Raw genomic sequence first — 25,858 nt, 5'->3', positions numbered from 1 at the left:
GTGACCGAATCAAGGAATGTGAAGTGAAACCATCCGTACTGGTTATTGCAACCCTCTCAGCCCTGCTCAGCGCCTGTGGCGGCGGGGAAGATAACGCACCACTGGCGATCCCGGACTACCGGGTCGATGTCGCCCTGCCAACCGCCGGTACCCTGTGCGCCGATCTGGATCAGAACTGGCAATGTGATCCTGCCGACCCTGCCGTCAGCGGCGAAGGAGTTGTGGCCCTGGTCAGCCGTTCGGCCAACATCGTCAACTCGCCCCTGCTGTTCGTACCGAGGAGCGGAGGCCTGCTGCTGGCACATCCGGCCGCCAAAGGGGATCCACAACGGCTACAACCGACCCTGCTCAGCACCCTGTGGCAGAGCCGCATTGCCGAAGGGGTGGCCGCCGATCGCGCACTGACGCAGCTGCTGGCCGATCTCGCGCCGCTGCAACCGGGCAGCGACCGCGCGGCCCTCGCAGGTCTAGGCCAGTTTGATCAGGCGCTACAGCAGGTGGCGATCAGCTTGCAGCAACAGGCCCGCACACGCCTTGCCACCGCCAAGGAGACCCAGTTGCTCACCACCAGCTATCGCGCCATCAGCCTGATGCTGGCGCAATTGGCTCAGGAGTGGCAGCGCAACGGCCAGTTTGCTGAAGAGACCCAAAGCGAGCTGCTGACCCTGCTGGTGCAGCAGCAGCCACGCAACCTGCTGACCGTCACCGGCGTCACCACCTTCAGCGATGGCAACGACCCGCTGCTGGAACAGGAACCCGATGACTATCCGGGACAAGATGCCAGCTGGAATCGCACTCGTCCCCAGCTTGCCTATCGCAAACTCGATGATCGCGGTCAGGTGCTCCCCGACAACGCGCCGAGCTGGCAGTGCGTCAAGGATCTCAATACCGGTCTGGTGTGGGAGGTCAAATCGGACGATCCCTTGAGTCCGGCCTGGAAAAGCAGACCCTTTGCCTATGAGGATGAGCAGTTCAAGGCGACCGCAGGCGAGCAGCAAGCGGCCTACCAGCATATTCATAACAGGATCGAACAGCTCACCGCCGAAGGAGATCTGGCGGCCCTCGCCCGGGCACAGGCGCTGACCACCATGCTGACCACCCGCGCGTATCAGCAGTGGCTCAATGGCGAGCAGCGTTGCGGCATCAGCCAGTGGCGGCTGCCCACCATGGGTGAGCTGATGTCACTGATGCACTACGGTAGCCTGGCCAAGGACCCGCTGGGTCAGCGCATCATCGTAGATACCCGCTACTTCCCGGATATCGCCTCCTCGGAAGATGACACCTACCATGGCTACTACTGGAGCGCCACCAGCAACACCGCCCAGCGCTTTTCCGGTGGCCCCATCAGCAAACGCACAGTCCTGCTCCTGGGAGAAGATGCGGGCACCACCTATCCCGCGCTGGTGCAGCAAGATACCTATATCGAGCTGATGCAGGTACGACTGGTCGCCACTCCCCAATAATCCGAGGAATATCATGAGCCTTTATCGCTTTTCGTTCGCCATGCTGGCACTGCTGGCCCCCCTGGCCCACGGTGCTGCCATTTGTGATGACACCATGGATCGCACCGCCCCCTCTGCCCGTTTTCTTGACCATGGCAACGGCACCGTCACGGATCAACACACCGGCCTCACCTGGATGCGCTGCAAACTGGGGCAGACATGGAGTGGCAGCAGTTGCCTGGGTGAACCGACCGTTTACTACTGGCAGCAGGGGCTGCAAGTGGCGGAGCGGATCCGCAGTGACAGCAGCCATGCTCTCTATCACTTCGGCGGTATCAGCCAGTGGCGCCTGCCCGACATCAAGGAGCTGGCGACCCTGGTCGAGCACGCCTGCTACAAGCCCTCTCTCAATGAAGCCATTTTCCCGCGCGCCATGGCGGGGGGCGGTAAAGAGGTCAATGAGGGCTATGTCTATCTGATGAGCAGCACGGTAACCTCCGCCAATGGTCAGCGGGCGTATCTGGATATCACCTCGGGAGATATCGGTCTTCGCTCCATTGGCGCCTACCCGGATCAGGTCTTGCTGGTCGCCAATAAACCCTGACCGCCCCACGCTCGAAACCGGAACGCGATGACAGGAGAGGCTTGAAAGCCTCTCTTTTTATTGCTCTTGCCACCCCCTATCTCACCCGCCATCACGCTCTTCTCCCGCCAGTGCCCCCTGCCCGCGATACCGACCTGATCCGGCTTCGCCCGCGGCATTTACCCCTTTCAGGTGATGACGAGGAGCAGCTCTCTGCGCTTTACAGGCCTTTCTCGCCCGCTATAACCAACAAAAAAGTGCGCTTCTTAACAAAATTTAATTACCGGTTAACCGATTAATAATTAACCCGTAAAAATGACATGTAAATCAGTGCGAAAGTGTCATAATGCGTAACATTATTGTTAAGTCACTTGATTAATTTGGTTAGGAAAAACCTCTATGTTTGCTGATATTTCTGCTCAACATTGGGCTTTTGCCATTTATGTCATCGGTGCCATCACCATCTGTCTGGTGATGATAGGCCTCGCCGCCCTGCTGGGGGGGCGTGCCTACGGCCGCACCAAGAACAAGCCATTTGAATCTGGTGTCGACTCGGTCGGCAGTGCCCGCCTGCGTTTTTCCGCCAAGTTCTATCTGGTCGCCATGTTCTTCGTCATCTTCGACGTCGAGGCGCTCTACCTGTTTGCCTGGTCTGTCTCCGTGCGGGAGAGCGGCTGGGTCGGCTTTATTGAAGCCACCATTTTCATCGGACTGCTGCTTATCGGCCTGATCTACCTCTGGCGCATCGGCGCACTGGACTGGTCACCGCGCAAACCGCAGCTGAACAACAAAAACAGTGATTGAACCACAGACCCTTTCCTTGAGGTTGCACCATGAAGTACACCCTGACCCGGATTGACCCGGATGCACCCGTTGAGCGCTACCCCCAGGAGCAGCGCCAGACCGTCGATGACCCACTGGCGCAAGAAGCGACGCGCGGCATCATGATGGGCCGTCTCGAGGAGGTGCTGCAAGACACAGTCAACTGGGGCCGCAAAAACTCCCTCTGGCCTTACAACTTCGGCATCTCCTGCTGCTACGTGGAGATGTGTACCGCCTTCACCTCCCCCCACGATGTGGCCCGCTTCGGCGCCGAAGTTATCCGTGCCTCGCCCCGTCAGGCCGACTTCATGGTGATTGCAGGGACCCCCTTCATCAAGATGGCACCGGTGATTCAACGCCTGTATGAACAGCTGCTCGAACCCAAGTGGGTGATCTCCATGGGCGCCTGTGCCAACTCAGGCGGCATGTATGACATCTATTCCGTGGTGCAGGGGGTGGACAAGTTCCTGCCGGTCGACGTCTACATTCCGGGTTGCCCGCCCCGTCCCGAAGCCTTTTTACAAGCCCTGATGCTGCTGCAGGACTCCATCGGCAAAGAACGCCGCCCCCTCTCCTGGGTGGTGGGCGATCAGGGGATCTACCGTCCCCAGATGCAGGCCGAAAAAGAGCGCAAGCGCGGCGAACGGATCAATGTGACCAACCTGCGCACGCCGGATGAGATCTGACCATGAAACTGACTCGTGATTTTCCCAGCAATTACGCCATGGCCCAGTGGCAGCCCAGCGACCACAAGGATGCCAAAGTGATTGGCGAACTGTTTGCCCACTTCGGGGCCGAGCACTTCACCGTGCAGACTACCCGTACCGGCGTACCGGTGGTCTGGATTCCCCGAGAACTGCTGCAGGATGTGATGGGCTTTTTGCGCAAGGTGCCCTCCCCGTTTGTGATGCTGTTTGATCTCAGCGCCACCGACGAGCGGCTGCGCAGCCATCGCGACGGTCTGCCCCAGAGCGACTTCACCGTTTTCTATCACCTCATCTCCATCGACCGTAACGCCGATGTGATGTTGAAAGTAGCGCTGGCCGAGAGTGACCTGCATCTGCCCTCCATCACCAACCACTTCCCCAATGCCAACTGGTACGAGCGGGAAGTGTGGGATCTGATGGGCATCACCTTCGATGGCCATCCCCATCTGACCCGGATCATGATGCCCAAGAGCTGGCAGGGTCACCCGCTGCGCAAGGATTACCCGGCGCGCGCCACCGAATTCGATCCCTTCATGCTCGATGCCGCCAAACAGGACATGGAGCAGGAGAACCTGCTGTTCAAACCGGAAGAGTGGGGCCTGGCCCGCGGCAACGAGAACGAGGACTACATGTTCCTCAACCTCGGCCCCAACCACCCCTCTGCTCACGGCGCCTTCCGCTTGGTGTTGCAGCTCGATGGCGAGGAGATCCGCAACTGCGTGCCCGACATCGGCTACCACCATCGTGGTGCCGAGAAGATGGGCGAGCGCCAGTCCTGGCACAGTTACATCCCCTATACCGACCGGGTCGAGTATCTGGGCGGGGTGATGAACAACCTCCCCTATGTGCTGGCGGTCGAGAAGCTGGCCGGCATCAAGGTGCCGCAGCGGGTCGACATGATCCGGGTGATGATGGCGGAGCTGTTCCGCATCCAGAGCCACCTGTTGTTCCTCGGTACCTATATTCAGGACGTGGGGGCCATGACCCCGGTCTTCTTCACCTTCACCGATCGGCAGAAGATCTACACCATCATCGAAGCAATCACCGGTGCCCGCATGCACCCGGCTTGGTTCCGCATCGGCGGTGTGGCCCACGACCTGCCGAAGGGATGGCAACGGCTGGTGCAGGACAACCTGCTGAGCTGGCTGCCCAAGCGGCTGATGGATTACGAAAAAGCGGCGATGCGCAACAGCATTCTGCGCGGTCGAACCATAGGCGTCTCTGCCTACACCACCGAGCAGGCGTTGTCCTGGGGCACCACGGGGGCCGGATTGCGCGCCACCGGCCTCAACTTCGACGTGCGCAAGTGGCGTCCCTACTCCGGTTACGATCAGTTCGACTTTGAAGTGCCGGTCGGCAGCAATGGCGATGCCTACGACAGAGCCACCGTGCGGATCGAGGAGATCCGCCAGAGCATGTCGATCATCGAGCAGTGCATGAAGAACATGCCGGAGGGCCCCTTCAAGGCGGATCACCCCCTCACCACACCGCCGCCCAAAGAGCGCACCCTGCAGCACATCGAGACCCTGATCAACCACTTCCTGCAAGTGTCGTGGGGCCCGGTGATGCCCGCTGCCGAGTCGTTCCAGATGATTGAGGCGACCAAGGGCGTCAACAGTTACTACCTGACCAGTGACGGCTCCACCATGAGCTACCGGACCCGGATCCGCACCCCGAGCTTTGCTCATCTGCAGCAGATCCCCTCGGTGATCAAGGGCAGCATGGTGTCGGACCTCATCGTCTATCTGGGCAGTATCGATTTCGTTATGTCGGATGTGGACCGTTAAGTGATCCCGCCTCCCGGCCATGGCCGGGAATTGGGATCGCCGGACGAGCAGTAAAAGGACAAGCCACCAAAGGTCAAGTCATGAGCCAGCAATGTCAGTGTCACAATAATCAGACCCCACAGGGGCAAGGGGCATGCAGCAGCAAACAGGACGACTTCGTTCTGAGCCAGGCTGAACGCGATGCCATCGAACACGAGAAACACCACTACGAAGATCCCCGCGCCGCCAGCATCGAAGCGCTCAAGATCGTGCAGCAGGCCAGAGGCTGGGTACCCGACGGCGCCATTCACGCCATCGCGGCCGAGCTCGGCATTCCCGCCAGCGACGTGGAGGGGGTCGCCACCTTCTATAGCCAGATCTTCCGCCAGCCGGTGGGGCGTCACATCATCCGCGTCTGCGACAGCATGGTCTGCTACATCAATGGCCATGAAGAGCTGATGGCCGGTCTCAAGGAGGTGATGAACCTCGGCCCCGGTCAAACTACCCCGGATGGCCGCTTCACCCTGCTGCCGGTCTGCTGTCTTGGCAACTGCGACAAGGGGCCAGCCATCATGATCGATGACGACACCTATGGCGGCCTCGATCCGGTGACCTTGCTGAAAACCCTGGAGGCTTACCCATGAGCCTGCCGCAAAACAAGATCCTCGCCTCTCTTGGCACCGCCAATCGCACCCCGCGAGCCCCCGAGACCCACCCGCTCACCTGGCGGCTGCGGGATGACGGCCAGCCGGTGTGGCTGGAGGAGTATCAGGCCAAACAGGGCTATGAAGCGGTGCGCAAGGCGCTCGGCCAGATGAGCCCGGACGAGATCGTCAGCACCGTCAAGGATGCCGGTCTCAAGGGGCGTGGCGGCGCTGGCTTCCCCACTGGCGTGAAGTGGGGGCTGATGCCCAAAGACGAGAGCATGAACATCCGCTACCTGCTCTGCAACGCCGATGAGATGGAGCCCAACACCTGGAAAGATCGCCTGCTGATGGAACAACTGCCCCACCTGCTGATCGAGGGGATGATCATCAGTGCCCGGGCGCTCAAGGCCTATCGCGGCTACATCTTCCTGCGCGGCGAATATGTGGATGCTGCCATCCACCTGCGCCGGGCGGTGGAAGAGGCAAAAGCCGCAGGTTTGCTTGGCAAGAACATTCTGGGATCCGGTTTTGACTTCGAGCTGTTCGTCCACACCGGCGCCGGTCGCTACATCTGTGGCGAAGAGACGGCCCTTATCAACTCGCTGGAAGGGCGACGCGCCAACCCGCGCGCCAAACCTCCCTTCCCCGCCGTCTCCGGCGTCTGGGGCAAACCCACCTGCGTCAACAACGTCGAAACCCTCTGTAACGTCCCCGCCATCATCGGCAACGGAGTCGCCTGGTATCACGGGCTGGCGCTGCCGGGCTCGGAAGATCACGGCACCAAGCTGATGGGCTTCTCCGGCAAGGTGAACAACCCCGGGGTCTGGGAGCTGCCGTTTGGCATCACCGCCCGCGAGCTGTTTGAAAATTACGCCGGTGGGATGAAGAGCGGCTATCGCCTGAAAGCCTGGCAACCGGGCGGCGCGGGCACCGGCTTCCTGCTGCCGGAGCACCTCGATGCCCAGATGTATACCGCCGGTATCGGCAAGGTCGGTACCCGGATGGGGACTGGCCTCGCCATGGCGGTGGATGACTCCATCAGCATGGTCTCCCTGCTGCGCAACATGGAGGAGTTCTTCGCCCGCGAGTCGTGTGGCTGGTGCACGCCCTGTCGCGATGGCCTGCCCTGGAGCGTCAAACTGCTGCGGGCACTGGAGCGTGGCGAAGGGCAATCCGGCGATCTGGCGACCCTGGAGCAACTCTGCAGTTTCCTTGGCCCGGGCAAGACCTTCTGCGCCCACGCGCCGGGCGCCGTCGAGCCGCTGGCCAGCGCCATCAAATATTTCCGCTCCGAATTCGAGGCCGGGCTCAAAGGCAGCGGCGACAACCGCAAGCCGGTCAAAGGGATCCAGCCCAACCTGCTGGGCGAGCGCTGGTAACGACACCACAGATTTCACAAAACAGGTTTCAGGGAAGTTGTATGGCAACCATTCATGTAGACGGCAAAGAGTACGAGGTAGACGGGGCAGATAACCTGCTGCAAGCCTGTCTGTCGCTGGGTCTGGACGTCCCCTATTTCTGCTGGCATCCGGCGCTGGGTAGCGTTGGCGCCTGCCGCCAGTGTGCGGTCAAACAGTATCAGAATGCCGATGACAAACGCGGTCGTCTGGTCATGTCCTGCATGACCCCGGCCACCGATGGCAGCTACATCGCCATCGAGGACGAAGAGGCTAAAGAATTTCGCAAGAGCGTGGTGGAGTGGCTGATGACCAACCACCCCCACGACTGCCCGGTGTGTGAAGAGGGCGGCGCCTGCCACCTGCAGGACATGACGGTGATGACAGGCCACAACAGCCGTCGCTACCGCTTCACTAAACGCACCCACCAGAATCAGGCGCTGGGCCCCTTCATCGGTCACGAGATGAACCGCTGCATCGCCTGCTACCGCTGCGTCCGTTACTACAAGGATTATGCCGGTGGCGAGGATCTCGGGGTCTATGGTGCCCACGACAACGTCTATTTCGGGCGGGTCGAGGATGGCACCCTGGAGAGTGAATTTTCCGGCAACCTGGTGGAGGTCTGCCCCACCGGCGTCTTCACCGACAAGACCCACTCCGAGCGCTACAACCGCAAGTGGGACATGCAATTTGCCCCCAGCATCTGCCAGCAATGCTCCGTGGGCTGCAACATCAGTCCGGGCGAGCGTTATGGCGAGCTGCGCCGCATCGAAAACCGCTTCCACGGCAGCGTCAACCACTACTTCCTCTGTGACCGTGGCCGCTTTGGCTATGGCTACGTCAATCTGGCGGACCGCCCGCGCCAACCGCTGCTCAAAGATGGCAACGACCAGCTGACCATCACAGTCGATGGCGCCCTCAACCGAGCCGCCGATGCCCTGCGCACGGCCCGTGGCCTCATCGGCATCGGCTCGCCCCGCGCCTCGCTGGAGAGCAACTTTGCCCTGCGCGAGCTGGTGGGTGAAGCCAACTTCTACGCTGGCGTCGAGCAGGCCGAGTGGGCCTGTCAGCTGAAGATGCTGCAGATCCTGCAACAGGGCGGCGTGCCGACTCCGAGCCTGCGGGACATGGAAGAGGCTGACGCCATTCTGCTGCTCGGCGAAGATGTCACCATGAGCGCCGCCCGTATCGCGTTGGCGCTGCGTCAAGCCGTCAAGGGCAAGGCTCGCGAGCTGGCCCGCAAGATGAAGGTGGATCTGTGGCAAGTCGCCGCCGTACAGACCCTGGGTCAGAACGAACGCTACCCGCTGCTCATCACCAGCCTCGACACCACCCGTCTTGACGATGTGGCGGCCGACAAGCTGCACGCCCCCTATGCCGATCAGGCGCGCCTTGGCTTTGCCATCGCCAACCTGCTCGACCCGAGTGCACCGGCCGTGGCCGATCTCGGCCCCGAGCTGCAAGCACAAGCGACTCGCTGGGCCGAGCTGCTCGGCAACGCCAGGAAGCCGCTCATCATTGCAGGCTCCAGTGCCCGCGATGTGGCGCTGCTTGAGGCGGCCAGCAACATTGCCCGCGCCCTGAAAGGTCGAGCTCAGGAGGTAAGCATCGCGCTGGTTGGCCAGGAGGCCAACTCGCTGGGTCTGGCCATGCTGGGCGCTCAAACCTTGTCAGACAAGCCGCTCGAAGCCGCCCTTGCGCGTATCGAGGCCGAAGAGGGGCTGGCGCTGGTCACCCTGGAGAACGATCTTTACCGCCGCGCGCCGCGCAACCGGGTGGATGCTGCGCTGGCACGGCTGCAGCACCTGCTGGTCATCGACCATCAGGCGACCCCGACCGCCAACAAGGCAGATCTGGTGCTGCCAGCGGCCAGTTTTGCCGAGGCCGATGGCACCCTGGTGAACATGGAAGGGCGCGCCCAGCGCTTCTTCCAGGTCTATGCGCCCGCCTTCTACAACGCCGATATTCAGGTGCGTGAAGGGTGGCGCTGGCTGGCAGCGCTGCAAGGGGCGATAGAACGCAAGCCGCTGCGCTGGCAGAACTTCGACCAGGTCAATCATGACTGTGCCACCAGCAATCCGCTGCTGGCTACCATGCTGGAAGCGGCGCCCAACGCAGGCTTGCGGATCCGTGGCATGCGACTGGCCCGTGAGCCGCATCGTTACAGCGGTCGCACCTCCATGCTGGCGGATCAGAACGTCAGCGAGCCACGGGTAGCGCAAGATCCCGACTCCCCCTTCAACTTCTCCATGGAAGGGTATGCCGGAGCCCGTCAGCCGCTGCCGCAAGTACCGTTCGCCTGGGCGCCGGGCTGGAACTCTCCCTCCGCCTGGAACAAGTTCCAGGATGAAGTGGGTGGCAAACTGCGTGCTGGCGATCCGGGTCGCCGTCTGCTGGAAGCAACAGACCCGCAGGCAGAAGGCAAGGAGCTGCTCGGCTGGTTCACCACCATCCCCGCCCCCTTCAAGGCCGCAGAGGCGCTGCAAGTGGTCAATTATGCCCAGCTGTTTGGCGGCGAGGAGCTCTCCGCTCGCAGCCCGGTCATTCAGGCCCGGATGAACGAACCCGAGCTGGTGCTCAATCCCCTTGATGCGCTGCGTCTGGCCCTCCACGGGGGCAGTCAGGTCTCCTTCTCCTGGGGCGGTAGCCACTGGCAACTGCGTCTGCGGCTTAGCGAGCAGCTGAGCGCCGGTCTGGTGGGGCTCCCCCTTGGGGTGAACGGCCTGCCGACGGCCCTGCAACAAGCCTCAATCACTAACCTGCAGGAGGTGATCGCATGAGCGAGTCGCTGATCGATCTGTTGCTGGAGGTGGGCAAGGCACTGATCGTGCTGGTGGGGATCGTGGGGGCCGGCGCCTTCATGAGCTTCATCGAGCGCCGTCTGCTGGCCCTGTGGCAGGATCGCTACGGCCCCAACCGGGTGGGGCCGTTTGGTCTGCTCCAGCTGGCCGCCGACATGATCAAGATGTTCTTCAAGGAGGACTGGATCCCGCCGTTTGCCGATCGGCGGATCTTTATCCTGGCCCCCATCATCGCCTTCACTGCCTTTATTCTGGCGTTTGCGGTGGTGCCCATCACCCCCACCTGGGGCGTGGCGGATCTCAATGTGGGGCTGCTCTACATCCTGGCCATCGCAGGGCTGGCGGTCTATGCGGTGCTGTTCGCCGGCTGGTCGAGCAACAACAAATACTCATTGCTCGGCAGCTTGCGCGCCTCGGCCCAGACCCTCTCCTACGAGGTGTTTCTCGGGCTATCCCTGATGGGGATCGTGATCCAGACCGGCAGTTTCAACCTGCGGGATATCGTCGAGGCACAGGCAGACTTGTGGAACGTGGTGCCCCAGATCCTGGGCTTTGTCACCTTCCTGTTTGCCGGTGTCGCCGTCACCCACCGTCACCCGTTCGATCAGCCAGAAGCCGAGCAGGAGCTCGCCGACGGCTATCACATCGAGTATGCGGGGATGAAGTGGGGTCTCTTCTTCGTGGGCGAATATATCGGCATCGTGCTGATCTCCTCGCTCATCGTGACCCTCTTCTTCGGTGGCTGGCACGGCCCCTGGCTGCCCCCCTTCATCTGGTTTGCCCTGAAGACCGCCTGTTTCATGGTGTTCTTCATCCTGCTGCGGGCCTCCCTGCCTCGCCCGCGCTTTGACCAGGTGATGTCGTTTGGCTGGAAAGTCTGCTTGCCGCTGACCCTGATCAATATGCTGGTCACCGCGGCAGTTGTACTGATAAGTACGCAGTGAGGCACTCAATATGAAAATTGTTAGCATTATTCAGGGTGTCGGCACCCAGTTACGCAGTCTGGCCATGGTCTTCTCCCATGCCTGGCGGCCCCGTGAAACCCTCAACTATCCGGAACAGGCTGTCTATGCGGCCCCCCGCTACCGCGGTCGCATCGTGCTGACCCGTGACCCCGACGGGGACGAGCGCTGCGTAGCCTGCAACCTCTGCGCGGTCGCCTGCCCGGTCGGCTGCATCTCGCTGCAAAAATCTGAGCGGGAAGATGGTCGCTGGTATCCGGAGTTCTTTCGCATCAACTTCTCTCGCTGCATCTTCTGCGGCCTGTGTGAAGAGGCTTGCCCCACCACCGCCATCCAGCTGACGCCGGATTTCGAGATGGGTGAGTATCGCCGCCAGGATCTGGTGTACGAGAAGGAAGATCTGCTGATCAGCGGGCCCGGCAAATACCCGGACTACAACTTCTATCGCATGAGCGGGATGGCCATCGACGGCAAGCCGAAAGGGGATGCCGAAAACGAAGCCAAGCCCATCGATGTCAAGAGCCTGCTGCCCTGAGGAGTCAATCATGGAACTGGCATTTTATGCCTCGGCCCTGGTGGCCATTTACAGCACGCTGCGGGTGATCAGCACCAGCAATCCCATGCATGCGCTGCTCAATCTCATCATCTCCCTCATCGCCGTGGCCATGATCTTCTTCTGCCTGGGTGCCGCCTTTGCGGGCGCCCTGCAGGTGATCGTCTACGCCGGCGCCATCATGGTGCTGTTCGTGTTCGTGGTGATGATGCTGAACCTGGGGAGTGCCCAGGCACAGGAGAAAAAGTGGCTCACCCCCATGACCTGGGGGGGCCCAGCCCTGCTCTCGCTGATCCTGCTGGGCTTTCTGGCCCACGGCATTCTCGGGGTGACCGGGGGCCTGATCGGAGTGACCGAGGTGACCGCCAAACAGGTGGGTGTCGAGCTCTTTGGCCCCTATGTACTGGCGGTGGAGCTCGCCTCCATCCTGCTGCTGGCGGGTCTGGTAACCGCCTATCACCTGGGTCGGGAAGAGAAGAGCGGTGAAGTGCTCTCCGTCCCCCGCACAGCATCCCGCTCTGCACAAGAAGGAGGTCAGCAATGAATGGAATCCCCATGGAGCACGGGCTTTTGCTGGCCGCGGTGCTCTTCTGCATCGGCTTGTGCGGTCTGCTGATCCGCCGCAACCTGCTCTACATCCTGATGAGTATCGAGATCATGATGAATGCCTCGGCACTGGCGTTTGTGGTGGCGGGTAGCCGCTGGGCCCAGGCCGATGGCCAGATCATGTATATCCTGGTGATTTCTCTGGCGGCAGCGGAGGCCAGTATCGGCCTTGCCCTATTACTGCTGCTCTATCGTCGTTACCACACCCTGAACGTGGACACTGTGAGCGAGATGCGCGGATGAGCCTCTTATATCTGACTTTTCTATTTCCGCTGCTGGGATGGCTGGTGCTGGCCTTCTCCCTCGGCCGGTTTGGCGAGCGTACCTCGGCGCTGATCGGGGTGGGTTCCATTGGTCTCTCGGCGCTTACCACACTCTGGGTCGGCATCGACTTTCTGGGCAACCCGCCAGAGGGGGGCGTCTATGTCCAGCGCCTGTGGCAATGGATGGCGGTGGGCAACTTTACCCCGAGCTTCTCGCTGGCACTGGATGGCCTGTCGCTGACCATGCTGGGGGTGGTGACCGGGGTGGGTTTCTTCATCCACCTGTTCGCCTCCTGGTATATGCGTGGGGAAGAGGGTTACTCCCGCTTCTTCACCTACACCAACCTCTTTATCGCCAGCATGCTGTTTCTGGTACTGGCCGATGACCTGCTGTTTGTCTACCTCGGCTGGGAAGGGGTGGGGCTGTGCAGCTATCTGCTGATCGGCTTCTACTACAAGGATCGCAAGAACGGCGCGGCGGCCCTCAAGGCATTTGTCGTGACCCGGGTGGGTGATGTCTTCCTCGCCATCGGCTTGTTTATCCTTTATCGCGAACTGGGCACTCTCAATATTCACGAGCTGCTGGTGCGCGCACCGACCCTGTTTGCCGAGGGCTCCCCTGCCCTGTCGCTGGCCTGCCTGATGCTCCTGGGCGGCGCGGTCGGCAAATCGGCACAGCTGCCGCTGCAAACCTGGCTGGCGGATGCGATGGCAGGCCCGACCCCGGTCTCCGCGCTGATCCACGCCGCCACCATGGTGACCGCCGGTGTCTACCTGATTGCACGTACCCACGGCCTGTTCCTGCTGGCGCCAGAGATCCTCCATCTGGTCGGGCTGGTTGGCGCCATCACCCTGGTGCTGGCAGGCTTTGCCGCGCTGGTTCAGACCGATATCAAGCGTATCCTCGCCTACTCCACCATGAGCCAGATTGGCTACATGTTCCTTGCTCTCGGTGTCGGCGCATGGGAAGGTGCCATCTTCCACCTGATGACCCACGCATTCTTCAAGGCGCTGCTGTTCCTCTCCGCCGGTGCCGTTATCGTCGCGACCCATCACGAGCAGAACATCTTCAAGATGGGTGGCCTGCGCAAGAGTCTGCCGCTGATCTATGCCTGCTTCCTGGTAGGTGGTTCGGCGCTGGCCGCGCTGCCGCTGGTCACCTCGGGTTTCTACAGTAAGGACGCCATCCTGTGGCAAGTAGAAGCCTCTGGCCAAAGCGCTCTGCTGTGGGCCGGTCTGGTAGGGGCATTCCTCACCTCCCTCTACACCTTCCGACTGATCTTTATCGCCTTCCATGGCAAAGAGCAGACCAAAGCCCACGCCGGTCACGGTCTGGCTCACCATCTGCCGCTCTTGGTTCTGCTGGTGCTCTCCACCGGGATTGGGGCTCTTATCACCCCGCCACTGGCAGGTGTACTACCCGCAGGCCCGGGGGACCATATCGAAGAGGGTCGCCATGCGCTGGAGATCACCTCCGGCATCATTGCCATTGCTGGCATTGTGCTGGCCGCGTTTCTGTTCCTTGGTGAGCGCCGTCTGGCCACCTCCATTGCCAACAGCGCGCCGGGCCGCCTGCTCAGCACCCTCTGGTTCAACGCCTGGGGCTTTGACTGGCTCTATGACCAGCTGTGGGTCAAGCCCTATCTGCTGGCGACCCGTCTGGTCGGGCAGGATCCACTGGACTGGATGATGGGCCTGCCCGCCTGGCTTGCCCTGCGTGGCAACCAGCTGCTGGCCTGGACCGTGACCGGCAAGTTGCGCTGGTATGCCGCCTCCATGGGGATAGGCGCCGTGCTGGTGCTGGCGCTGTTGCTGCTGGGGTAACGCGATGAACAACCGGACAATCATACAGCCAGGCTGTTTGCTCTCCCTGATGGAACAGGGAGCGCAATCTCATATGAACTTGAACGAGAGCTGATACCGTGACCTTACTCTGGATCTTGCTAATTCCTTTTATCGGCGGCTTGCTCTGCTGGCAGATGGAGCGTCTCGGCGGGCAGTTTGTCCGCTGGGTTGCCCTCCTCTCCATGAGCGCCAGCCTGCTGCTCTCCTGTGCCATCTGGCTAAGTGGTGATTTCTCTCTTGCCACCACCGGCCTCGACAGCGCGGGCGTCTCTGGTGCTGCCTCCGCCTGGGCCGCCGAGTGGCGCCTGCCGTGGATCCCCCGCTTCGGCATCTCTTTGCATCTGGCGGTGGATGGCCTGTCGCTCTTGATGGTGATCCTCACCTGCTTTATCGGAGTACTGGCCATTCTCTGTTCGTGGAAAGAGATCGTGCAGCGCATCGGCTTCTTCCACCTCAACCTGCTCTGGATCCTGGGCGGCGTGCTCGGGGTCTTTATGGCGCTGGACCTGTTCCTCTTCTTCTTCTTCTGGGAGATGATGCTGGTCCCCATGTACTTCCTGATTGCGCTCTGGGGCCACTCGGTCACTGACGGCAAATCACGGATCAACGCCGCAACCAAGTTCTTCATCTACACCCAGGTGAGCGGCCTGATCATGCTGGTGGCCATCATCGGGCTGGTGCTGACCCACCAGCATGCCACCGGAGTCTTCACCTTCAACTATCTGGATCTGCTCAACACCCCGATGAGCAAGGGCGTTCAGTGGCTACTGATGCTGGGCTTCTTTATCGCCTTCGCGGTCAAGATGCCGCTGGTACCGCTGCACGGCTGGCTGCCGGATGCCCACAGTCAGGCGCCGACCGCAGGTTCGGTGGATCTCGCCGGTATTTTGCTCAAAACCGCCGCCTACGGCCTGCTGCGCTTTGCCCTGCCCCTCTTTCCGGAGGCATCCGCCGAATTTGCCCCCTACGCCATGGTGCTGGGCCTGATCGGCATCGTCTATGGCGCCATCGTGGCCTTTGCCCAGACCGACATCAAACGGCTGGTAGCCTACACCAGCATCTCCCACATGGGCTTTGTGATGATCGCCATCTACTCGGGTAGCGAGCTGGCCCTGCAAGGCGCCGTGGTGCAGATGATCGCCCACGGCCTGTCGGCTGCCGGCCTCTTTATCCTCTGCGGTCAGCTCTACGAGAGGTTGCACACCCGGGATCTGCGCCAGATGGGCGGCCTGTGGGGACGCCTGCGCTATCTGCCCGGCGTGATGCTCTTCTTCTCGGTGGCGTCGCTCGGCATGCCGGGCACCGGCAACTTCGTCGGCGAGTTCCTGATCCTGGTCGGCAGCTTCCAGGTTGCCCCGGTTATCACGGCAGTCGCCACCTTCGGTCTGGTGCTGGCCTCGGTCTACTCCCTCATCATGTTGCAGCGCGCCTGCTTTGGCCCCACCAAGGATGAGAGCATGCTCAAGGGGCTGGATCGCCGCGAGCTGACCATGATGATGGTGATCGCGGGCCTGCTGGTTCTGCTTGGCCTCTATCCCCAACCCGTGATTGATACCGCCAGCAGCAGCCTTATCAACGTGCTGCACTGGTATCTGCTGCCGACTGCTGGAGCCCTGCAATGACTTTCTCCGCTTCCCAACTGCTGGCACTGCTTCCCCTGCTGTTGACCACCGGGGCCATGGCGGCCCTGATGCTGGCCATCGCGTGGCGCCGCTGTGTCACCACCGCCTTTACCGTGACCATTGTTGGCCTCAATCTGGCACTGTTCTCGCTGCCCATCGTGATGGCGCAAGGGGATCAGGGGGTCACCCCGCTGCTGCAAGTTGACAGTTACGCCGTCTTCTACATGGGACTGGTGCTCATCGGCGCCCTGGCCACCTGCACCTTCGGTCAATCGTGGCTGAAAGCCTACCCGGATAACCGGGAAGAGTTCTTCCTGCTGCTGCTGATCGCCACGGCCGGTGGTCTGGTGCTGGCTTGCTCCCGCCACCTCGCCTCCCTCTTTATCGGGATCGAGATGCTGACCCTGCCGATGTTCGGTCTGGTCGGGTACGCCTACCGCGAGCGCCACTCGCTGGAAGCCGCGGTGAAGTACATGGTGCTCTCTGCCGCCGCCACCGCCTTCTTGCTGTTTGGCATGGCGCTGCTCTATGCCCAGGCTGGCAGCCTGAGCTTTGATGCCCTCGGGGTGACCATGGCCCAAAGCCCGGCTCACCATCCGCTGCTGATGGGTGGCCTCGGTCTGATGCTGGTCGGTTTTGCCTTCAAGCTCTCGCTGGCCCCCTTCCACCTCTGGACACCGGATGTCTACGAAGGTGCACCGGCACCGGTCGCCACCTTCCTTGCAACCGTCAGCAAGGTCGCCGTGTTTGCCGTACTGCTGCGCTTCTATCTGGCCGTACCGGCTGCTGCCGATCCCATGATCCACTGGTTGCTGGCCGCCATGGCGTTCATCTCCATCCTCATCGGCAACCTGCTGGCACTGGTACAAAGCAACATCAAGCGGATGCTGGGCTACTCCTCCATCTCCCACTTTGGTTATCTGCTGGCGGTGATCGTGGCGAGCCGTATCGGCCAGATGCCGGTGGAAGCGGCCGGGGTCTACCTGCTGATGTATCTGTTCACCAGCCTCGGCGCCTTTGGCGTCGTCAGCATGATGTCGAGCCCCTATCGCGGCAAGGATGCGGACTCTCTGCACAGCTATCGCGGCCTGTTCTGGAAGCGTCCCTACCTGACCGCCGTACTGACCGTGATGATGCTCTCTCTGGCCGGTATCCCGATGACGCTCGGCTTCATCGGCAAGTTCTACCTCATCGGTGTGACTGTCGAGGCCCAGCTCTGGTGGCTCTCCGCTGCCATAATCCTGGGCAGTGCGTTGGGTCTCTACTACTACCTCCGAGTGATGGTTACCCTCTATCTGCGTGAGCCGGGCATGCAGCAACGCGATGCCAGCGCCAACTGGGCGCTCTCCTCCGGTGGCGTGGTTGTGCTGCTCTCGGCCGCTCTGGTGGTATTGCTCGGCCTCTACCCACAACCGGTCATCTCGCTGGTACAGGGTTTCCAGAACGTCGTACTGCAGTAACTCAAACTGCGGCTCAATCAAAACCGGCTCCTGTGGCCGGTTTTTTATTGCCACCTAACCGGATACATCCTGCCACGACTCAAATTTGTCAGTCTTTAGAAAGGCTTATACCGACACATTAAATATTGATGGGTATTCACCCAGCCCCCTTGCTGATATATTGATGACTGGCAGGAATGGAGTTCCGAGCGATGATGCAGCCTACTTTTCATCAATTTGATGCGCATCCACTGACCGACACACTGCTTCCCTACCGAGGGGGACGACTCGATGTGTTGCTGGCCGAGCGGGATGCCGCACGTGTTGCCGAACTGCAGCAGCAGTGCCAACGCCTCGATATTCAGCTTTGCGGGGCCATCTTTCCAAGCCTGGTCAGCCAGCATGGTTTCCACGAACAAGGGGCCTGGCTATTGCCCCGCCCGGCATCTCACAACCCTCTGCTGATCCCACTCTCCTATACCGCCAGCGCCGATGAGCTGGCCGCCATCATCTGCGAGCAGCTGGCCCCTCGGCTCTCAGAATGGCCAGCTCCACAGAAAGTCCCCACCCTCTTTCTTACTTTCGACGCCATGATCCCCAATATTGCCTCCATTCTCGAAGGGCTCTATCTGCGGCTGGCGGACAGGGTCAACTATGCCGGCGTCAATGCTGGCAGCGGCCAGTTCACGTCCATGCCCTGCCTCTTCGACAACCAGACATTGCTGGAACACGGAGTCAGTTGCGCACTGCTTCCCTACCAAAGTTACTCACTGCTCGAGCACGGCTACCAACTCACTGCCCAACCCATGCTTGCCACCAGCAGCGAGGGCAACAAAATCTCCTTTATCGACTGGGAACCAGCCTTCAGCCGTTATCAGTCTCTGATCCGGCAGCAATTCCAGCAGAGCCTCACGCCGGAGCAATTCTACAAGTACGGCGTCCACCTGCCGCTCGGGTTACTCAGAGCCAATGGCGACGTGATCGTACGCATCCCGGTCGCCGTCACCGAAGAGGGTGCCCTGCTCTGCGTCGGAGAGGTACCTGACCACAGTATCCTCACTCTGCTCAAGGCGCCGCAAAGTCCGACCGCCCATGCCATCGAGCTGGCCGGGAAACTCAGCCAGCACGGTGTGCCTGAACGCATCGAGCTCTACTACTGTGCTGGGCGTCAACAACACTTCGGTGAGCAGAGTGCGCTTGAGCTGGAGACCCTCTTCACCCACAGCGGAGCCCACGAGCTGGTCGGCGCCCTCTCACTTGGTGAAATAGGCAGCCTGCGACCGGGGGACTATCCGCTGTTTCACAACGGAGCCATTCTCTGCAACGGGGAGGGACGGCGATGAACAACGATCACGCCATGGCCATTGTTTGCGACCTTTCTCTCTGTATCGGGCGTGAGGTCACCCTCGACGCCTTGCTGACCAAGGTGCTGCAACGCTTCCTGTTTCACTGTGCCTGCCCGGTCGGGGTGGTACTGCAGCAGTTGCCGCAAGGGGAGCAGAGGATCGTCAAGGCGGTCGGGGACGAGCAGTTGCTCCAGCATCAAGGGCAATCCGTGAGCCTCCCTTCCTGGGTCATCGAAGGCGATCAGTGCATCCTGCGCGCCCCGCTCCCCCTGCCCGGCTCTCGCACCTATCCCTTTGCTTATCGCCTCAAAGTCGAGGGGGGGTATCTGATGCTGCTGCTCTCCCCCAATCCGGAGCATCAGGGTGAACAGATCTGCCAACTGTTCAGCCCGATCCTTGGCAACCTGGCCCGCGCCATCCAGTTGTGCCGGGACAGCGAGCAGCTGGCAATGCGCCAGCAGGCGGAACTGGTCGATATGCAGCGCTTCAACGAATCCCTGTTAAGGGCCATCCCCATCCCGGTGTTCTGTAAGGATGTCGAGGGACATTTCATCAGCTGCAACCCGACCTTCACCCAAATCACCGGCATCAGCAAGGCCGAGCTGCTGGGCAAGCGAGTGGATGAAATCTTGCCCCCTGAGCTGGCCGAAGAGTACATCCAGCGCGATCTGGAGGTATTGCGCAGCAGGCAACCGCAATATTTCGAGCACCCTCTGCTGGATCGCTGTGGCAGGCGCTATCAGGTGCTCAACTTCAAGGATCTCTTCTATGACCATCAGGGCGAGGTGGCCGGCATCATAGGGGCGCTGGTCGATATCACCCGCATCAAGGAGAGTGAGCAGCAGCAACGCACCCTGCTGTTCCAGACCATAGCTGCCCTCTCCTCCGCCATTGCCCACAAGGATCCCAGCACAGCAGGCCATGAACGGCGAGTACATGATTTGGCGCTGGCCATCGGCCAGCATCTGCAACTCTCTCAGGAGCAGCTGGATGGACTTGGTCTCGCTGCCATGGTGCACAACATCGGCCTGCTGCAGATCCCGGCGGAGATCCTCACCCGTCCCCGTGAACTGAGGCCCGTTGAGTTCGAACTTATCAAGCAGCATCCGCAGGCCGGTTGCGAGATCCTGCAACAGATAGACTTCCCCTGGCCCATCACCACCATAGTGCTGCAGCACCATGAAAACATGGATGGCAGCGGCTATCCGCAGGGATTGCAGGGGGATGCCATCTGCCTGGAGGCGCGCATCATCCGGGTGGCCGACTCCCTGGCGGCCATGACCGCCCACCGTCCGTTTCGGCGGGCCCTCTCCTTCACCGATGCCTTCGCCGAGCTGACCCGCTATGCCGGTGTCCACTACGACGAACAGGTGGTCAGCGCCTGCTTCGCCGTCTGGCAGGCGGGCTACCGCTTCTCCCCCCTTTGACCGAGGCTGGATGACGATGAGTTCAAGACCCGCACCGCCCTTTACCCCGCAGCCCACGGCCGCCCTGCTTGGCCAGGTGATGGATCAGCTGCCCTACCGGGTGCTGCTCAAGGATACCCGCTCCCTCTTCATCGCCTGCAACCGGCTGCTGGCAGACGATCTCGCCCTCACCCCGGCCGAGCTGGTCGGCAAGTGCGATGCAGACTTCTTCCCGGCCGAGCTGGCCCAGCGCTATCGGGACGACGATCTCAGGGTCATGACCAGCGGCACCACCCAGCGCCACGAGGAGCCTTATCTCAAGGGAGGTGAGGCCCGCTGGCTCAGCACCACCAAGTTTCCCCTGTTTGACGAGCTGGGTCAGGTGGTCGGCGTCGGGGTCTTCTTCGATGACATCACCGAGAAGAAGCAGCAGCAGGAGCGGTTGCAACAGTACACCTGGACCCTGGAGGCCATCGGTCGCGCCCACCATGCGATGCTGGAGCAGGACGATGAGAAGAAACTGCTGCAGGAGATCTGCGACGCCATCACCTTTGATGGCCGCTTCCCCCTCGTTACCGTATTGCAGGAGGTAGCTGGCCAGAGCGTACTACAGGTGCTGGCACAGGCGGGCAATGCGGTCTGGTTCTCCAACGATGAGTGGCTCACCCGGGATCGGACTCTGCACCACGCCATCCGCGAGGGATCCGTGTGCAACGAGGCACTGGCCAGCGAGTTTGTTCACCATACCGCGACCCTGCGCGCTCGCCTGCTGCTGCCGCTGCAGTGGCACGACAGTTTGCGGAGCGGCCTGCTCATTCATAGCGAACAAGCACGCGCCTTCACCGATGAGGAGATGCATCTCTTCAGCCGGCTGGCTGACTACCTTGCCTACGGTCTGCAGGCCCGTAGCACCCAGCAGGCCTATCTCGCCGCCCAACGCGACAAAGTGTTGCATGCACGTCAGCTGGAGCTGGCACTGGAAGATGCCCTCGGAGCCATTGCCGCCGTGCTGGAGCAGCGAGATCCCTACACCGCTGGCCACCAGAAGCATGTCGCGACCCTGGCGCTGGCCATCGGCCGCGAGCTGCAGCTCGATGAGAAGCGGCTTAGGGGGCTGTATCTGGGAGCCATGGTGCACGATATCGGCAAGATCCAGGTACCGGTCGACATCCTCACCAAACCGGGCAGGCTGACAGCTCAGGAGTTTAATCTGGTCAAGGAACACCCGATCGCCGGCTATCAGGTGCTCAAGGATGTCGCTCTGCCCTGGCCCATCGCCCAGATGATCCACCAGCACCACGAGTATCTCGACGGCTCCGGTTATCCATCAGGGTTAAAGGGCGAGCAGATCCTGCTGGAAGCGCGCATTCTTACGGTGGCAGACATAGTGGAGTCCATGTCCTCCGATCGTCCCTACCGCGCCGCCCTTGGCATTCCTCAGGCCAGAGCCCACATCATCGAACTACGCGGCACCAAGCTGGATGAAGCAGTAGTGGACGCCTGCCTGCGCATTCTCGACCGCGGGGACTTTACCCCCCATGAGCTGGGCCACGGTCAAACCTGAGGTCGCACATGCCATAAAAAAACCGGCCACAGGGGCCGGTTTTTGTTTGCGTTGCAGGCTTAACCCAGACGGACTCGGGCGTTGCGGAACATCCGCATCCAGGCGCCATCCTCGCCCCAGTTGTCAGGGTGCCAGGAGTTGGCCACGGTGCGGAACACCCGCTCCGGGTGCGGCATCATGATGGTGGCGCGACCGTCGGTGGTAGTCACTGCGGTGATGCCGTCCGGCGAGCCGTTCGGGTTGGCCGGGTACTGCTCGGTCACGCTGCCGCGGTTGTCGACAAAGCGCAGCCCCACCAGCCCGCTGGTTTGCAGTGCGTTCAGGTGAGCGGCATCGCGCACCTCGACACGCCCTTCCCCGTGGGAAACGGCAATCGGCATCACCGAGCCTGCCATGCCGGCGAAGAAGGCCGACGGGGACTCCTGCACTTCCACCAGGCTGAAGCGCGCCTCGAAGCGCTCGGAGCGGTTGCGCACAAAGCGCGGCCACAGATCGGCGCCCGGGATGAGATCCCGCAGGTTGGACATCATCTGGCAACCGTTGCAGACACCCAGAGAGAGGGTATCGCCACGCTCGAAGAAGCGCTGGAACTGCTCGCGGGCGTTGTCATTAAACAGGATGGACTTGGCCCAGCCTTCACCGGCCCCCAACACGTCACCGTAGGAGAAGCCGCCACAGGCCACCAGGGTCTGGAACTCCTCCAGCTTGATGCGACCGGAGAGAATGTCGCTCATGTGCACGTCCACTGCCGCGAAACCGGCACGATCGAACGCCGCCGCCATCTCCACATGGGAGTTGACTCCCTGCTCGCGCAGCACCGCCAGACGGGGGGATACCCCACGGGCGATATAGGGAGCAGCCACATCCTCGGACGGGTTGTAAGTCAGCTTGGCATGCAGACCCGGATCGGTGGCGTCCTGACGGGCCGCGTGCTCACTGTCGGCGCACGCCGGGTTGTCGCGCAGGCGCTGCATCTGCCAGCTGGTCTCGCCCCAGATGGTGCGAAGAGCGGTACGGCTGGCACGATAGACCTCCTGACCGCCCCGCTGCAAGGTGATGAGATCCCCTTCGCGCACGGTACCGAGCACATGGGAGCAGGCTGCCAGACCGTGACCGGCCAGCAGAGTCATCACCGCCTCTTTATCTTCACGACGCACCTGAATGACGGCGCCCAGCTCTTCGTTGAACAGCGCCGGCAGCAGCTCGCCGCCGATGCGATCGAGCTGGATGTCGAGGCCGCAGTGGCCGGCAAACGCCATTTCGGTCAGGGTGACGAACAGGCCACCGTCGGAGCGGTCGTGGTAGGCGATCAGTTTGCGATCGGCCACCAGCGCCTGAATGGCGTTGAAGAAGCCCTTGAGCTGGACCGGATTGTCGAGATCCGGCGCCTTGTCACCCAGCTGGCGATAGACCTGCGCCAGCGCCGAGGCGCCGAGGCGCTGCTTGCCATTGCCAAGGTCGATGAGGATAAGGTCGGTTTCACCGAGATCGGTACGCAGTTGCGGAGTAACCGTGTTGCGCACATCCTCGACCCGGGCAAAAGCGGAGATGAGCAGGGAGAGCGGCGAGGTGACGCTGTGCTCCTTGCCATCCTGCTGCCAGCGGGTCTTCATGGACATGGAGTCCTTGCCCACCGGAATGGTGATGCCAAGGGCCGGGCAGAGCTCCTCACCTACCGCTTTGACCGCCTCATAGAGACCGGCATCTTCACCCGGGTGACCGGCAGCGGCCATCCAGTTGGCGGAGAGCTTGACCCGCTTGAGGGAACCGATGTGGGCCGGTGCCAGGTTGGTGAGCGCTTCCGCTACCGCCATGCGAGCGGAGGCGGCGTGGGAGAGCAGCGCCACCGGGGTACGCTCGCCCATGGACATGGCTTCGCCGTGATAGCTGTCGTAGGTGGCAGCGGTGACGGCGCAATCGGCCACCGGGATCTGCCAGGGGCCAACCATCTGGTCGCGATTGACCAGACCGGTCACGCTGCGATCGCCGATGGTGATAAGGAAGGACTTCTCCGCCACGGTCGGCAGACGCAGAACCCGCTCGGCCGCGTCACTCAAAGTGATGCCATCTAGCTGGAGCGCTTTGCCCTGTGCTGGGAGGCTCACCACGTCACGGTGCATCTTGGGCGCCTTGCCCAGCAGCACGTCCAGCGGCAGATCGATGGGCTGATTGTCAAAGTGGCTGTCAGAGAGGGTCAGATGCTTCTCTTCGGTCGCGGTGCCGATCACGGCATAAGGGGCGCGCTCGCGCTCGCACAGGGCCTTGAACAGCGGCAGCTTGTCCTGCGCTACCGCCAGCACGTAACGCTCCTGGGATTCGTTGCACCAGATCTCCAGCGGGCTCATGCCCGGCTCGTCGCTCTGAATGGCGCGCAAATCGAAACGACCACCCCGCTCACCGTCGTTGACCAGCTCCGGCATGGCGTTGGAGAGACCGCCCGCCCCCACATCATGGATAAAGACGATAGGGTTGTCGTCACCCAGCTGCCAGCAGCGATCGATCACCTCCTGGCAACGGCGCTCCATCTCGGGGTTGTCACGCTGCACCGAGGCAAAGTCGAGATCTTCGGCTGACTGGCCGGAGGCCATGGAGGATGCAGCACCACCGCCCAGACCGATGTTCATCGCCGGGCCACCCAGCACAATCAGTGCCGCGCCGACCGGGATCTCCCCTTTCTGGACATGTTCGGTGCGGATGTTGCCGATGCCGCCTGCCAGCATGATGGGCTTGTGGTAGCCACGCACCTCGACGCCGTTGTGGCTCGGCACCTCCTCTTCGAAGGTACGGAAGTAGCCGAGAATGGCCGGACGGCCGAACTCGTTGTTAAACGCGGCGCCGCCGAGCGGCCCCTCCTGCATGATGTCGAAGGCACTGACGATACGGCTCGGCTTGCCGAAATCCTGCTCCCAGGGCTGCTCGAAGCCTGGAATGCGCAGGTTGGAGACGGAGAAACCGACCAGACCCGCCTTGGGCTTGGCACCGCGACCGGTGGCTCCCTCGTCGCGGATTTCGCCGCCGGAGCCGGTGGCTGCGCCCGGGAACGGGGAGATGGCGGTCGGGTGGTTGTGGGTCTCCACCTTCATCAGGATGTCGACCTGTTCCTGGTGATACTGGTATTCGCCGTTGGCCGGGCTCGGGAAGAAGCGGCCCCCCTGGCTCCCTTCCATCACGGCGGCGTTGTCTTTATAGGCAGAGAGGACATGATCCGGCGTCTGTTCGAAGGTGTTTTTGATCATCTTGAACAGCGACTTGGGCTGCTGCTCGCCATCGATGGTCCAGTCGGCATTGAAGATCTTGTGACGGCAGTGTTCGGAGTTCGCCTGGGCGAACATGTAGAGCTCGATGTCGTTGGGGTTGCGACCCAACTTGGTGAAGTTCTCCACCAGATAGTCGATTTCGTCGTCGGCCAGCGCCAGACCGAGCGCCACGTTGGCTTCGGCCAGGGCTGCGCGACCACCGCCCAGCACATCCACCTGGGTGAAGGGGCGCGGCTCGTGGTGAGCAAACAGGGCGGCAGCTTCGCTCATCTCGGCAAACACCACTTCCATCATCCGATCATGGAGCACGGCGGCAATGGCGCTGCGCTGGGCGGCACTCAGCTCACCCTGCCCCTTGATGGTCAGGTAATAGGCAATACCCCGCTCCAGCCGCTTGACCTGTTTCAGGCCGCAGTTGTGGGCGATGTCGGTTGCTTTGGAAGACCAGGGGGAGATAGTGCCGGGGCGGGGGGTAACAAGAAACAGCTGACCGCTGGGGGTGTGTTCGGGGATAGTCGGGCCGTAGCGCAAGAGCTGGCCCAAGGTCGCTCGCTCGGGGGGAGAGAGGGGGCTTGTCAGCTCGGCAAAGTGCACATACTCGGCATAGACATCCTCTATCTCTACTCCGCTCTCTACTCCACTCTCGTTTCTCATCTGTGCGAAGCGTTGCAGCAGTTTTTGGACACGAAAATCAGACAGTGCTGGGGCACCACGCAAGATATCCATATGACCTTTCTCACCAAGTTTTAAAGTGGGGGGGAATTGAGACGCGCGTATTATAGGGATCTGGCTCACAGCGGACAAACGTTTTTCTCACTTCGTGCAGTGTG

20 protein-coding genes are annotated in these 25,858 nt (G+C 61.6%); 19 read left to right on the top strand and 1 reads right to left on the bottom strand.

Annotated features, from left to right (window positions below; genetic code table 11):
* Window positions 1–23: 23 nt before the first annotated feature.
* From LRL22_RS17705 to LRL22_RS17615, 19 genes are all read left to right on the top strand, one after another.
* The gene (locus LRL22_RS17705; protein WP_270905978.1) at window positions 24–1,463 is read left to right on the top strand and encodes an Lcl C-terminal domain-containing protein; all 1,440 of its coding nucleotides are present in this window, start codon (window positions 24–26) and stop codon (window positions 1,461–1,463) included.
* A gap of 13 nt (window positions 1,464–1,476) precedes the next feature.
* A complete protein-coding gene (locus tag LRL22_RS17700) occupies window positions 1,477–2,046 on the top strand; it encodes an Lcl C-terminal domain-containing protein (RefSeq protein ID WP_005351118.1) in 570 nt (189 codons plus the stop codon).
* Window positions 2,047–2,087: 41 nt separating this feature from the next.
* Window positions 2,088–2,324, top strand: a complete 237-nt coding sequence (locus tag LRL22_RS17695) for a hypothetical protein (protein ID WP_139401886.1) — start codon at window positions 2,088–2,090, stop codon at window positions 2,322–2,324.
* Between the two features lie 100 nt (window positions 2,325–2,424).
* A complete protein-coding gene (locus LRL22_RS17690; RefSeq protein WP_005344919.1) occupies window positions 2,425–2,829 on the top strand; it encodes an NADH-quinone oxidoreductase subunit A in 405 nt (134 codons plus the stop codon).
* Between the two features lie 29 nt (window positions 2,830–2,858).
* The gene (locus tag LRL22_RS17685; RefSeq protein ID WP_005344917.1) at window positions 2,859–3,533 is read left to right on the top strand and encodes a NuoB/complex I 20 kDa subunit family protein; all 675 of its coding nucleotides are present in this window, start codon (window positions 2,859–2,861) and stop codon (window positions 3,531–3,533) included.
* Window positions 3,534–3,535: 2 nt separating this feature from the next.
* Window positions 3,536–5,341, top strand: a complete 1,806-nt coding sequence (gene nuoC / locus LRL22_RS17680) for an NADH-quinone oxidoreductase subunit C/D (RefSeq protein ID WP_201941804.1) — start codon at window positions 3,536–3,538, stop codon at window positions 5,339–5,341.
* 80 nt (window positions 5,342–5,421) lie between these two features.
* Window positions 5,422–5,964 (top strand): NADH-quinone oxidoreductase subunit NuoE, encoded by a 543-nt coding sequence (nuoE, locus tag LRL22_RS17675; protein ID WP_005344912.1) that lies wholly within the window; start codon window positions 5,422–5,424, stop codon window positions 5,962–5,964.
* Window positions 5,961–7,346 carry an NADH-quinone oxidoreductase subunit NuoF gene (nuoF, locus tag LRL22_RS17670; RefSeq protein WP_270905977.1) on the top strand — a complete coding sequence of 462 codons (1,386 nt, stop codon included), beginning with the start codon at window positions 5,961–5,963 and terminating at the stop codon, window positions 7,344–7,346. Before nuoE ends, nuoF begins: the two co-directional genes overlap by 4 nt.
* Before the next feature lie 41 nt (window positions 7,347–7,387).
* A complete protein-coding gene (nuoG, locus tag LRL22_RS17665; protein ID WP_270905976.1) occupies window positions 7,388–10,144 on the top strand; it encodes an NADH-quinone oxidoreductase subunit NuoG in 2,757 nt (918 codons plus the stop codon).
* Complete coding sequence (nuoH, locus tag LRL22_RS17660; RefSeq protein WP_005337244.1) at window positions 10,141–11,109, top strand: NADH-quinone oxidoreductase subunit NuoH; 969 nt, start codon at window positions 10,141–10,143, stop codon at window positions 11,107–11,109. The genes nuoG and nuoH overlap by 4 nt, the downstream gene beginning before the upstream one ends.
* A gap of 10 nt (window positions 11,110–11,119) precedes the next feature.
* Window positions 11,120–11,662, top strand: a complete 543-nt coding sequence (gene nuoI / locus LRL22_RS17655; RefSeq protein WP_005337245.1) for an NADH-quinone oxidoreductase subunit NuoI — start codon at window positions 11,120–11,122, stop codon at window positions 11,660–11,662.
* A gap of 10 nt (window positions 11,663–11,672) precedes the next feature.
* Complete coding sequence (gene nuoJ, locus LRL22_RS17650; RefSeq protein ID WP_005359828.1) at window positions 11,673–12,224, top strand: NADH-quinone oxidoreductase subunit J; 552 nt, start codon at window positions 11,673–11,675, stop codon at window positions 12,222–12,224.
* Window positions 12,221–12,529: an NADH-quinone oxidoreductase subunit NuoK gene (gene nuoK, locus LRL22_RS17645; RefSeq protein WP_005337247.1), complete on the top strand. Its 309-nt coding sequence runs from the start codon at window positions 12,221–12,223 to the stop codon at window positions 12,527–12,529. The genes nuoJ and nuoK overlap by 4 nt, the downstream gene beginning before the upstream one ends.
* Window positions 12,526–14,373 (top strand): NADH-quinone oxidoreductase subunit L, encoded by a 1,848-nt coding sequence (gene nuoL, locus LRL22_RS17640; RefSeq protein ID WP_270905975.1) that lies wholly within the window; start codon window positions 12,526–12,528, stop codon window positions 14,371–14,373. The genes nuoK and nuoL overlap by 4 nt, the downstream gene beginning before the upstream one ends.
* A gap of 98 nt (window positions 14,374–14,471) precedes the next feature.
* Window positions 14,472–16,016: an NADH-quinone oxidoreductase subunit M gene (gene nuoM, locus LRL22_RS17635; RefSeq protein ID WP_201990241.1), complete on the top strand. Its 1,545-nt coding sequence runs from the start codon at window positions 14,472–14,474 to the stop codon at window positions 16,014–16,016.
* The gene (nuoN, locus tag LRL22_RS17630) at window positions 16,013–17,476 is read left to right on the top strand and encodes an NADH-quinone oxidoreductase subunit NuoN (protein WP_257690537.1); all 1,464 of its coding nucleotides are present in this window, start codon (window positions 16,013–16,015) and stop codon (window positions 17,474–17,476) included. The genes nuoM and nuoN overlap by 4 nt, the downstream gene beginning before the upstream one ends.
* A 191-nt stretch (window positions 17,477–17,667) precedes the next feature.
* Entirely contained in the window at window positions 17,668–18,798 is a 1,131-nt protein-coding gene (locus LRL22_RS17625) for an FIST signal transduction protein (protein ID WP_257690536.1), read from the top strand.
* Entirely contained in the window at window positions 18,795–20,228 is a 1,434-nt protein-coding gene (locus LRL22_RS17620) for an HD domain-containing phosphohydrolase (RefSeq protein WP_270905974.1), read from the top strand. The genes LRL22_RS17625 and LRL22_RS17620 overlap by 4 nt, the downstream gene beginning before the upstream one ends.
* A 16-nt stretch (window positions 20,229–20,244) precedes the next feature.
* A complete protein-coding gene (locus tag LRL22_RS17615; RefSeq protein ID WP_270905973.1) occupies window positions 20,245–21,771 on the top strand; it encodes an HD domain-containing phosphohydrolase in 1,527 nt (508 codons plus the stop codon).
* Between the two features lie 59 nt (window positions 21,772–21,830).
* Here LRL22_RS17615 and purL read toward each other — a convergent pair whose 3' ends face one another.
* Window positions 21,831–25,754 carry a phosphoribosylformylglycinamidine synthase gene (gene purL, locus LRL22_RS17610; protein WP_270905972.1) on the bottom strand — a complete coding sequence of 1,308 codons (3,924 nt, stop codon included), beginning with the start codon at window positions 25,752–25,754 and terminating at the stop codon, window positions 21,831–21,833.
* Window positions 25,755–25,858 lie beyond the last annotated feature (104 nt).

The organism is Aeromonas sp. PI_26 (assembly GCF_027854445.1).
GTDB classification, from domain to species: Bacteria; Pseudomonadota; Gammaproteobacteria; order Enterobacterales; family Aeromonadaceae; genus Aeromonas; species Aeromonas veronii.
The sequence above is the reverse complement of the archived record's forward strand: the minus strand, read 5'-3'. Positions and strand labels throughout refer to the sequence as shown.